8 protein-coding genes are annotated in these 11,977 nt (G+C 42.5%); 3 read left to right on the top strand and 5 right to left on the bottom strand.

The window, feature by feature from the left end:
- A partial coding sequence (locus AB4Z17_RS27550) for a DsbA family protein (RefSeq protein WP_441963330.1) occupies positions 1-326 on the bottom strand: 326 nt, incomplete at its 3' end.
- Between the two features lie 200 nt (positions 327-526).
- Between AB4Z17_RS27550 and AB4Z17_RS27555 the strand changes: the two genes are divergently transcribed.
- Positions 527-1,087: a TetR/AcrR family transcriptional regulator gene (locus AB4Z17_RS27555; protein WP_441963332.1), complete on the top strand. Its 561-nt coding sequence runs from the start codon at positions 527-529 to the stop codon at positions 1,085-1,087.
- Between the two features lie 86 nt (positions 1,088-1,173).
- Here AB4Z17_RS27555 and AB4Z17_RS27560 read toward each other — a convergent pair whose 3' ends face one another.
- Positions 1,174-2,019, bottom strand: a complete 846-nt coding sequence (locus AB4Z17_RS27560) for a phytanoyl-CoA dioxygenase family protein (protein ID WP_441907895.1) — start codon at positions 2,017-2,019, stop codon at positions 1,174-1,176.
- 171 nt (positions 2,020-2,190) lie between these two features.
- Between AB4Z17_RS27560 and AB4Z17_RS27565 the strand changes: the two genes are divergently transcribed.
- Positions 2,191-3,075: a helix-turn-helix domain-containing protein gene (locus tag AB4Z17_RS27565; RefSeq protein ID WP_441907894.1), complete on the top strand. Its 885-nt coding sequence runs from the start codon at positions 2,191-2,193 to the stop codon at positions 3,073-3,075.
- A 402-nt stretch (positions 3,076-3,477) separates the two neighbouring features.
- Here the strand turns inward: AB4Z17_RS27565 and AB4Z17_RS27570 are convergent, their stop codons facing one another.
- Both AB4Z17_RS27570 and AB4Z17_RS27575 read right to left on the bottom strand, forming a co-directional pair.
- Positions 3,478-3,939 (bottom strand): DinB family protein, encoded by a 462-nt coding sequence (locus AB4Z17_RS27570; RefSeq protein ID WP_441963334.1) that lies wholly within the window; start codon positions 3,937-3,939, stop codon positions 3,478-3,480.
- Positions 3,940-4,071: 132 nt separating this feature from the next.
- Positions 4,072-6,591 (bottom strand): S-layer homology domain-containing protein, encoded by a 2,520-nt coding sequence (locus tag AB4Z17_RS27575; RefSeq protein ID WP_441963336.1) that lies wholly within the window; start codon positions 6,589-6,591, stop codon positions 4,072-4,074.
- 309 nt (positions 6,592-6,900) lie between these two features.
- Between AB4Z17_RS27575 and AB4Z17_RS27580 the strand changes: the two genes are divergently transcribed.
- Positions 6,901-7,458 carry a GNAT family N-acetyltransferase gene (locus AB4Z17_RS27580; protein ID WP_441963338.1) on the top strand — a complete coding sequence of 186 codons (558 nt, stop codon included), beginning with the start codon at positions 6,901-6,903 and terminating at the stop codon, positions 7,456-7,458.
- A gap of 59 nt (positions 7,459-7,517) precedes the next feature.
- On the opposite strand, the gene AB4Z17_RS27585 is transcribed toward AB4Z17_RS27580, so the two are convergent.
- Positions 7,518-11,783, bottom strand: a complete 4,266-nt coding sequence (locus AB4Z17_RS27585; RefSeq protein WP_441963340.1) for a glycosyl hydrolase family 18 protein — start codon at positions 11,781-11,783, stop codon at positions 7,518-7,520.
- Between the last annotated feature and the right edge of the window lie 194 nt (positions 11,784-11,977).

Here is an 11,977-nt window from a genome sequence, read left to right on the forward strand (position 1 = left end):
CTTGAATGCTCTCCAACTTCTCTCCAGTGAGGGGCCACATCGGCTGGTTTATGAATGCCGTTTGCCGGATCGATTGGTCCATCATGCCATTTTTCCAGCAAACCGCCCATAACCGTATGGAAGTTAAAAAAGTTCCCGTATTGCTCTACAAAACGACGAAGTACAGGTTCAAGCGCCCAGCAATGCGAACAAATAGGATCGGTTACATAGTAAAGATTAACTGCTTTTGTGGGCTGATTAAAATCAATAATCTCCACTTCCTCCTCTTCAGCTACCCCGCATACGCCTGTTTGTAGATCACAAACCATATTATTATTGTTCCCCATTTTAATTCCTCATTTCTCTTTTAATAAGTAAAGATAAGCGATGAAAAGCAAACATTTATACCTCGCTAGCGAAATACATATTTATTTGCTTGCAATTAAATTTTAAATCATAATTAAAATCATCAACACCAATAGATCTGTGGATGTGTCGTTTATACAACACATTTAAGAAGTTGTTTAAAAAGTAGGAGGTTAACAAAATGACCGAATCAAAGTCGGACCCCCGAGTTCTACGTACCCGCAAATTAATTATGGATTCTTTTATTGAACTTTCAGGGAAAAAGGAATTTAAAGATATTACGATAAAAGATATAACTACAGAAGCGATGATTAATCGTGCAACTTTTTATTATCATTTCGAAGATATACACAACTTATTGGAAAAAGTACTGTCAGAAGTATTGTTAGTCAATTTGAATTATGACTTTTATCAAAATGACGAACTAAATGAAGAAGTATTTGTTAGCATCTTTGAAGCTGTAACAAATTTTCAAAAGTCATTATCCAGTCGTTGCCATAGAGGCTACGAAGATACCATTGCCCGTATTATTAGGGAACAGCTTGAAATTATTTTTTATAAAATGTTGTTAAAGCAGCATAAAGCGGAGAAGGATGAAGCTCTAAAACTTACAGCTGTCCTATTAAGCTGGGGAATTTATGGGGTTTCTGTAGAATGGCGAAGAAATAGTCACAAGACACCGCCGGAAGAATTCATCAAATTAGCAATTCCTTATATACGGAATGGAATTGATAGAATGTAAGGGGAATCGAATAGCTGTATATTTGAACAAATCAAGAAGAGGGGTGCACGCAGCCCCTCTTCTTTTTGTTTTATTAAAACTATTTATTATTCGTTCTCCCTCTTATAAACCAACGGATTTTTAATACTCGCTGCGATTCCGCCCGGCTTGCAGCCTGGCAGCCAGTTTTCAAGATCAGAGCGTCTTGCCTTGCTGTCTGGCTCACCAACGAGTGTACCGTCTGCATAGTAGATAATGGTCATCACCTTGCGCATATGGTCAGTTGGATTACCCGGAGCAGAGTGGATGGTCCAGCCTGCATGGAAGGTAGCGTCTCCAGCTGCCATGGCACCGTAATTCACTTGGGGAATGCTGCGGCCTTCAATGAATTGGCCAAGGGTTTTATGTGATTCATCCGAAATTTCTTGCCTGCTGACATAACCCAAATGATTGGTGCCGGAAGCAAAGTTCATTGTACCCACTTCTTCAGGAATAGGGACCAGCGGCATCCACAGCGTAATGGTATTATTGGTATCGAAAGGCCAATAAATTTGGTCTTGATGCCATGGCGTATGACCGCCGCCAGGTTCTTTGAATAATGCTTGATCATGATAAATCCGGACACCCTCAACACCCATCAATTCTGCAGCTATTTTTGCAAAACGTTTTGCCAGTGTAAATGCAGCGGCAGCCTCACTCATCTCCCAAAGGTTGCCTACTTGTATAAAAGCTTTGCCGTAAGTATCCCGTTCAGAGACAGGCTTATCATGGTAATTGTGCTTAAATACTAAGTCACTAATGATTGGTTCATACGTTTCTATCATTTCTGCGGATGCAACATTTTTTAAAAAGAGATGGCCATCCTTTTGATAAGAAGCGATTTGTTCTTGCGTGAGAGAATAGCTTTCTTCAAGCAGGGGCAGCGTGCTTAACCTATTGTTTTCATTCATCATATTTCCTCCTAATTGTATGTGTTTGTTTCAGCTTCGCAATACATACAGTGTAAAGGATTCTTCTATGATCTGGCTTTGTCAAAGCTTCAAATAAGTTTGTCAAAAACAACTGTAATTGTGGGATAGATATGATATTCTGTGAGTAATTACGAGTAGAGGATGAGGATGTTCATGAAACCTGGCATGGATGCAACGATGAACCACCGGATCGTGCCCTATATACGGGAGTGCGATTTTGCGCTGCGAAAACCGTGGGTACTGCCGGAACGCCGCTTGCTTGATTACTTGCTTGTCTATGTACAGGAAGGGGAATGCATGTTCACAGTTGATGGGGTGGCCTATCCATTCGAAAAAGGTGAGTTTTGTTTCATTCAGCCAAATAGTGTGAATCGTTTGGAAGGGACAACGAATACGGTAACGCCGTTTGCACACTTTGATATATTTTATAGCACGACTAGCGACCAAAGCTTCCCAACACGAGCGGGCCAATTGGATTTGACCCCCTATCAGCATCTTATGCAGCCGAGATTGGACGAGCAGTTCCAAACTCATATTCCGGTGAAGCTCAAGCTAAGTCATCCATCTAAATTTCGGGATACATTTTTGCAAGTGGTGGAATTTTGGCAGTATAAAGACTCCATTATGCAATTGAAGGCACAAACGCGAATGATGGAATTGATCACCTCCATACTAGAGGATTACATACCTGCCAATCATGTCAAGCAAATGTCACCGCAGGCATTAAATTGGATTACTTCTTATTTTTCGTTTAACTTGAGCGAACCTTTATCGGTAGTTGATATGGCGCGAAGAGCTAATCTATCTACTTCAAGATTTAACGATGTATTTAAAATGCAGTACGGTGTAACACCGCATCAATATTTGTTAAAAACACGCATAGATCATGCTTGTGATCTGCTGCTTGCATCCAAGCTGACACAAGAGCAGATCGCAAGTTATTGTGGGTTTTCAGATATTCATCATTTTTCTAAAGCATTCAAGAAGATAGTAGGAATAACTCCTGGTGAGTACAGCAGGGGGACAATGGGTCGATGATACTAGCTTGATCGGTCAAACGATAGTACATTAAGAAATGAAAGGGGGAATCTGACGAAGCTCTCAAACAAAAGGCAAGCATCCTTTCACATTGTTGTAGATGAGCATGAAGCTATGGAGTGTTTGCCATAAAACTCGAAAAAATGGCAATGAAAGCACCGTTATCTATTTCCAACACCCCCTAATTAATGTTAAATCCAACACTAATAAAAAATTATAGAGGTATTTTATCATAATAGATGATTATTAGAAATTTAATTCTAAAAGCAACAATCTATTCAAAACAACCGTTGTTTTTATTTATTTTTCTTCGTCCTCTCTATACTCTCCGGCTTTTTCTAAAACCTCCGATAGTTAAACTGCATCATGCTCAGTATCTTAGTTATGGTCCCTAACTTTATTTTATAATAAATTTTTTCCAATCACGTTTGCTGACACTGGCTTTAGCCCAAGCTCTCTTATCCAGACGGAGAGCTGTCCCATATGGTGTATTTCGTGAGCGATCACATGACGCATAATTTCACCTTTTGTATAATGTCCATTGTTCCAAGGAATGGTTACCTGTTCATGGTCAAATTCGATTGTCCATGTATCTAGGTATTCGCGCATTTCTTTGTTCCAGCTATCGGAAAGTGCCTTCACTTGTTGAAGCGACAGATAGTCTTCAAACTGAACTTGAATGTCTGGTTTGCCTTGTATTCCACGTATCCAACTATATTCCACATCAACGATGTGAAACAGTGTATAAAGAATACTGCCCGGTCCACCAATACGCTTAAGCGTCAATTGCTCTATGGAAAGTTGATTGCATAATTCAAACCAATCGTCTCGAACAATCCAGTTATAACGAAACATCTGCATCATAGCACTTCACTCCTAAAATTTTTAATCGTTATCTCAACTGAAATTCGTGCATAACAGCAAAATTTCCTTTAAAATAGCGCATTAATGAACAAAAACCACGTCCTCGGACGTGGTTTTTGTTGTATGGCAGCTTTATTTAGTAAGCAAGTTGTAGATCGCTTTAGCGGTTTCGGCACGCACAGTAACAGCCTCTGGTGCAAAGCTGTCTTCGTCTCGTCCAGTCATGAGTCCGGCAGCTATGGCTTTGTTTAAATCTGCGATCGCCCATGATGAGACTTTATTGGCGTCTGCATAGAGAGACAGCTTATCGCTTGCTTGCAGCGAAATTCCTGATTTGTATTCATATGCTCTAACGAGGAGCACAGCCATTTGCTCACGGGTAATGCTGGCATTAGGAGCGAAGTGTGAATCATCGATTCCTTTGACAATGCCTGCTTGAACCGCTGTTGATACAGCCTCAGAATACCATGCTCCTTGAGCAACATCAGCGAAGGCAGATGGTGTACCCGCAGCTTGAATGCCAAGGGAGCGTACTAGCATGGTCACAAATTGTGCTCTTGTTGTAGTTTTTGAAGGTGCGAACTCTTCTTCTGATACGCCCTCGATCACTTGCTTAGCACTTAATGCTTGAATTGTAGTATATGCCCAGTGGGTCGATGGCACATCCTTATACGTCTTCGTGTATTCCAGCACAGCATATTTTGAATTATGGGTTAAAGCAGCTTCAATTGCGCCATTGTCTGTACTTCTTTTTCCCCCTACGTATTCCCATTTCTTCGAGGATTCATTGAGGTAGTAAATGCCAAGCAGTTCTGGATTAGCAGTGCTTGAAGCTAGTTTGAAATTTAAAGTGACGGTTTCGATAAAATGATCCAGTCTTGTTGATTTGCCGTCCTTCGATTCTATCGCCAAATCAAACTCATACAAAGAACCATATTGTTTAATTACAGCACCACTTGCCGCATTGGCAGCATATACGGAAGAACTGACGGAGGCAGCTTCGATGGCTTTAAAGGAAACTTTAATTTGAGCGTCCTTCAATGCATCAGCTGTCAGCTTTTTCGCTAGTGCGGTTAGCACAGCAGATGGGATGACAACGGATTGTCCGTTCGATTTTACTTCTAAGCCTTTTTTGCTTGACTGTAATAATTCACCCGCATTATTAGGCAATAAAGTGTAAGAATCTTTTGTTAGTTCAATCGCAACATTAGAAGCTGTACCAGATGATTTAATAAGATCGTTCAACTGAGCTGCAGTAAGCTGGTTGACTGTTGACGACGGAGCTCCACCAGATCCGGACGTAGGCGGGGCTGTGGCTGTCTTTTGCGTGAGCTCGGGTCCATTTGTGCTCCATAAACCGTTCGAGAGCTTAGACTCTACTTTAAAAGCATACGAAGTATCTGGTGATAAAGAGGTTACGTTGTAGTTATATACGCTTCCTGATACCGTGCCTATTTCTTTTGCACCTGCAAAAACTTTATATTCTGAAATCGCACCATTCGCAGGTGTCCAGTTCAAGGTCAGACTTGATGAAGCAATATCTTTTGCAGTTAATGTGCTGCTAGGCGACCAAGCGTATGGCGTTTGCATCACATTCCAGATGGCATCAGCTATCGTCTTATATCCTTGTTGGCTCGGATGAATATTGGTAGGGACCGGCAAGTTTTTCGTATAGTCTATAGCAATGGCCTCTTTGGTTGGTACAAAAACGGCTCCAGCTTTTTGGGATACGGCTGCAATTACCGCATTTAGTTCATCTAAAACGGATGTTAGCAATAGCTTCTGCAGAGGAGGTAAAGCGAAGTTATGGAATGCATCATAATACCCCATGATATAAATGCTAGCCTTTGGATTTAACTGGCGGATCTCCGTTAGGATGGCGGCCATATTGGCACCGACCTGCTCTAACAAGCTTTTTGCAAGCACGGGGTCCATATTAAATTGACTGTCTAGCTTTTGTATAAAATCATTTGCTCCGGCATCAATTGTAATGACATTGGATTTAGCAATAGCCTGTTTGATAGTCACGCGATCTGGAGTAGGTACATTATTTTTGATATTATCGAGTATGTTTTGTGTGGTGTAGCCTGGCGAGGTATGATTTTTATTGAATTCCCCAAGAAACCCGGAGCTGCGTAAATATTGTGCAAGCATATCGGTATAGCCGATACCAATAGATGTATCTGGGGCTAATCCAGCTGCCAAAGAGTCACCTAATGCGAGGTAATAGATTTTACCGTTCGTTTGATCAACGGAAACACTAAAAGTAGAGCTCCATTGCAGCGCTTTATTTCCTGCTAGATCGTTAGCATCGATCGTTAGCGAATACGTGCCATTTGGCAAATTAGCGGTAGCTGCTGCCACGATTTTAGAACCTGGATCATATATATGGGGAACTTTGATGGTGTTTACCTTCACGGATATGGTTGCCGAATCAATCCCTGAATCTGCGTCCTTCAGTACAGCTGTAATCATGGGCATAGATGTATATACGATCGCTTGATTTGATGGATTTACATTTAGGATTGCTGGTGCTTCAGTATCACTATTCGCATCTGCCGCCAATGCGTTTACTGGCAACTGAACGAAAAGAGTTAACAATAACAAAAATACGGTACATCTAAGCCAAATAGATTTTTTCTTCTGGTTCATTTTATTCATCCTCTCGTCTTAAACAATCTAATTTAGAGATGCCTCAGCTTAATTCTGCAATTCTTTCTTATGTAGGCCTCCTTCATTTCATGAAATCACAAGAAAAAGCAAAATTCTGCGTTTATGCCTTCAATGAGTAATTTTAAATAATAATAGATGCAGAGTCTGTCGATTTATGGAACAAAAAGGAAATTTATCTACATGTGATTCAGTATGTAATGCGAAGGACGCATGGAAGAGGGCTGACATAGCTGAAATAAGACGAGAAGGGTTATAATAGAAGGACCTATTATATGGAGGTTAATCAACATGTCTATATTTACACGCACGGATCATATTGGCGTCATTCAACCGGATATCAAAGTATATCAAGCAAAACCAGAGGATACGGAAGCTGTATTGCAGCTTCTCATCCAAACAGCTGAATGGCTAAAGAGCAAAGGCTCTACGCAGTGGAGCGGCTTGCTGAAGGGTGAGGATTCTCATCAAACGCCTGAGGCAATTAAACGTGGTGAAGTATACCTATTTAGGCAAGGCAACCGATTGGCAGGAATGGTCATGCTTATGCAGGAAGCAAGCGCTTGGGATCGCGAGTTATGGGGTGAAGAGGGGCATGAACAGTCCATCTATCTGCATCGACTTAATATTAACCGTGAAGCTGCAGGCAAAAACTTAGGTGAGGCCATTGTGGATTGGGCAGGATCAGGTATTCATTTTGAGGGAAAAGACCGTATTCGGCTGGACTGTATTGCGAATAATCCGAAGCTCAATGCATTCTACCTAAGCTGCGGTTATGAACATAAAGGTTTATCCTCCAATGAGATGGGGGAATTTAATTTATACGAGAAATTGCAGACAGTACAGTAATAGAAGAGGGACGGAGCAGTTCAAACTGCGCCGTCCCTCTTTTGCATTTTAAAAATAGACTATTTGCTCGCTAATCCCAAATCATCAAGCAATCTCATCACGGCTACGACTGCCTGTGCTTTTGTCACTTTCGCCTGAGGATCAAATTTCGTCTCGGATACGCCCTGCAAAATTTGCTCTTTAACTAACAGTGCAACGGAAGCTTTAGCATAGGATGATATAGAAGCTTGATCACGGAAAGACTCAAGCAACGCTGCGTCACCGTCTGCCGTACGATCAATCAGCTTCATCACTTTTGCCAAAATGACTGCCATGTCCTGACGAGTAATCGTACCGTTCGGATCAAATAGCTGCTCGCTCTTACCCGTAATGATGCCTAATTCCTTAGCTAATGCAATATCTCCAGCATATTTGGAATCTGCCGCTACATCATCAAATGGAGCGCCTTCTACTTTTGGAACGATGCCGAGGCCTCTGCTGATCATGGAAATAAATTCAGCCCTAGTAATGATCGTATTTCCTCCGAATTGTTCATTCGATTGTCCAAAAACGATTAATTTGGCTGCTGCACGCTCGATATGGTTTTTGTTCCATTCARCCGTCACGTCTTTGAAGAGGAAGCTGGATTCGACAATGGTATAGATGCTGTTGCCGTTGCTGACCAGATGAGCCGTAACTCCGCCTTTATCGTCTTTTTTGAACACCGTATGGAGTGGACGGAATTCATTTGTGCCAGGCAAGTAAACAACACCGTTTGCACGGTTTGTATCTATATCTTTAGCATTCAATTGATAAATACGGGTGAAAACAGACTGGCCAAAATCAGTGACTTCCTCATATTTGTTGTCAGCTGTCAGCTTGTAAATCTTAAAGTCAAGCGACGAAACTTTTAGCGTATAGCCATTCTTTTTCGCCAATTGTTCTATTGCAGCAGCTTCGCTCGCAGTCGGTGGAGCAATCGAAATTTTGATATCTGATTTCAGGTGAATCGCATGGGCTGGAATGACATAGGTAACTCCGTTCCAGATGATGGACAAATTCGCCTTATCGTTTTTGCTGGCAAGCGCTGCAATAACTTCCTTAGGAAGGATGACATCCACTTGGGCTGCATCGTTGCCGACAGTCACTTTTAGCTCGGCGGAGCTAGCCGCTCCAATCGTTTGAATAGCCGCATCTTTCAAAATCGTAACGGTCCATTTGCCGCCGGATTTCGTAACGTTGGAATCAAGCTCATTTTTATCTTTGACCGCTTGCGGGTTACCAGATGACGACTCTGGCGGAGCCGTGTAATCTAATGTTTTTGCCTCTAGTTTTGTCATTTCGGACTTTTCGATTATCTCATCCTCATTTTTAATAATGGCTACTACACCAATGGAATAGGTCGTACTGTGCGCCAGTTGCGTAAACGTGTAGTTTGTAGCTGTTGTAGATTTCACCAATTTATCACCCAGATAAACGTCATACCCATCTGCTTTCGGAGAAGCTGTCCATTGAACACTAATCGCGTCATAGGTTGAACTCGTAACCGAGAGATGAGTTGGAGATATTACGCCTGCTGTACTTACAACCAGTGCACTGCTTGCAGGAGAAACCTGTGTAATTTTATTGCCGTCTTTTCTGATACTGAGCACGGTAACGGTGTAGTCTGAGCCAAGGTTCAGCTTGTCTGCTTTAAACTGCGTATTCGCTGTATACCCTGTAAATATGGCGTTCACGAATACTTCATAGCCAGCAGCCCCTTGGACAGCATTCCATTTGATTTCAAAAGATTGTTTGTCCGCGCTGAGCTTTGTTACATGTTGAGGAGCAGCTAGTGCGTTTTCATTCACCTTGCCGTCAATCGGAAGATCACTGATCAACTGCGTTGTAAGAGTTTTGTTGCGGTCACCGCTAATATCCCAAGTCATAACGCCAGCCAAATCCAAGGTTTTGACAAGCGAAGTGCTATACATCATTGTTGTTTGGTCATTATAAGTAATAAACATTCCGGTTTCACTATTGTAAACATAAGCGACCTTTGAATGCTCGTTCCAGTAACGGGTATATCCGTTTTGGTCTATCATATTGTTCTCAACATCGGCAAAATCGAACTTGCCGCTCTCCCATGATCCATAAGGAATGGATGTGCAGTTTTGATATTCACCGTTTGCGGAACAACCCTTCCAGCCTATTCCATAATAAGGAACACCCATGTTTAGTTTAAAAGCCGGAACGCCGCCGTTCAAATGACCGAGCAGAGCGCCTCTAACATTGTTGCGCTTCGCAGAGGCTCTTACATTATTAGGATCTTGATAAAGAGGAGAATTATGGAAAGCCCGCAGTTCCCAGCTTCCGCTATAGTCATAGCTCATAATGTTGATCATATCCAGGTATTGAACAGAATTTGCGAAGTCAGCATTGACTACGAAATCATCTCCTTGACCGGATGCGATGGTGAGCAAATAATATTTGCCATCGATGGAGCCGGCTGCATCAAGCGCTGCACGAATGGTTTGCATGAGAAGAGTGAAGTTTTGTTTATCCTCTGGACGATTGATATTATCCGATTCTCCGCCCTCAACCGGATATTCCCAGTCGATATCGAGTCCATCCATTTTATACGTACGCAAATATTTAACGACGGAATTCGCAAACGTACGACGTGTGACCTCAGATGCAGCCATGTCCGAGAAATGATTGGAGAATGTCCAGCCGCCTACGGAAGCCATCAGCTTCAGCTCAGGGTTATTATTTTTAATTTTGTTAAAAGCAGCAAGCTGCTCAATATCGACCTTCTGGTCTCCAAGCACAAGCTCTCCGTCGAAAACATAATTCGCTTGCAGCGGAATGTCTTTATTTTGGCAAGCTGCACCGTTTGAACCCACTTTACGCCAGCATATATCGGAGAAGGCGTAGTTGAGATGTGTAAGCTGTGAAACATCGATGTCTTCTGGAAAGTATTGACGATTATTGTCATAGGAAAACCAGCTGCCGTAATAGGTGAAATTAGTGTAGTCCGCACCTGGAATCGTCGTTGCTGCGCTGCTGGCAGCTGATTTCCATAGCGAATTTTTGGCTGCAACTGTAAAGCTGTAGGATTTGCCTTCTGTTAAACCCTCAGCAACATACCGATTGGAATCGCTGGAGCCGATAAGCTTGCCTGCTTCATAGATGTCGTAGCTCGTTGCGCCAGGGGTCGGTGCCCAGCCTAGAGAAGCAGTTGTGCGGTTGGCTGTAATGACTTGAAGATCGAGCGGCGCCGCAAGCTCGCCCCATTTGATTTCTAAAGGCGGGCCGTTAACAGGATCTTTGCCGGAAGCGCCATTTTGCGCGCCAACCATAAATTTGTAGATGCTGCCTGCTGTAAGTCCTCCTTCTGGGAACGTATAGATGAATGTGTCGGAGCCATTCCATATTCCGCCTTTCCATCCACCGTTAACATAGAAGTCATAGCCGTTGGCATCAGGACTGCCTGTCCATTTGAATGTAATATTGGATGATGTAATATCGCTTACCTTTAAATATTGAGGAGGCGTTAATGGCGGTTCTTTATATTCACTTGTATCCTTTGGCGTAGTGAAAGTAATCGAATTGCTCTTCTGTTTATCTGTTAGATTAGCATATTGCGTACCGTTCGGACCTAAGAAGAAGGTATATTTGGTTTCTTCCTTTAATCCGCCAATCGTGCTGCCTCCTACTTGTGTGAAGCCGGAATAAGGATCTTTGTTAAGAGGAGGATTCTCCGGATTCCAAACCCAGTAATCATCCAGCTTATGCGCAGGATCAAAGGTAACGGTTACCGTATTATGTGTAACATTCACAATACTTAGGTTGCTAGGCCCTGGATTGCCAGTCGGCTCATTTGATGGCTCGCCGGCAAGTGTCTTAAATTCAACGTAGTTGCTTCGCAACACCCGCGTGTAAGGTCTCTTGTACCAAGTGGTATACAGCTTGTACGTCGTATTAGGCTGCAAGTTTTGCAGCTCCACACTGCCGCCTTTCCCTGTTGCTAAATAGTTGTTTATATCTTCTTTTGCTGGATTAGCAGGATCTGGAGCTACGTAGTACCATACATCAACGTCAGCTTGCTCTGGATGAACATCCCATTTAAGCTGTGCACTCGTCGCAGTGATGGAATCGGTTACAACAGTTAGGTTTTGAGGGACGGGAGGGGCTGCCTCATAGACAGCATCCGTTACGGCTCGAGCAGCTTCGTTCACTGCGGGCAACGCTGCTTCATTCCCATAAGCTGTTGTTGTGTCAAGGAAAGGAGAAACGAGAAGTGCAAGACACATAAACATAATGACAAACTTCATTCCTTTATTTCTTGCAATAATATTCACCATATCACCTCTAATTTTCATAGTCGAACATCGCAGCATTAGCATTCATGTGCAAGTCTGGGTGTGGTTGTTTCACGGAATTAAAAGGGGATAATTGGGTATCACCTCCTGCAAAACTTACATTTAATTTGTATAACTATTCCTAGCATGAGACGTTGATTTCATGAAAGGAAGGGGTAAATTACGATGATAAAAGG

Source organism: Paenibacillus sp. TAF43_2, from assembly GCF_052113545.1.
Classification (GTDB): domain Bacteria; phylum Bacillota; class Bacilli; order Paenibacillales; family Paenibacillaceae; genus Pristimantibacillus.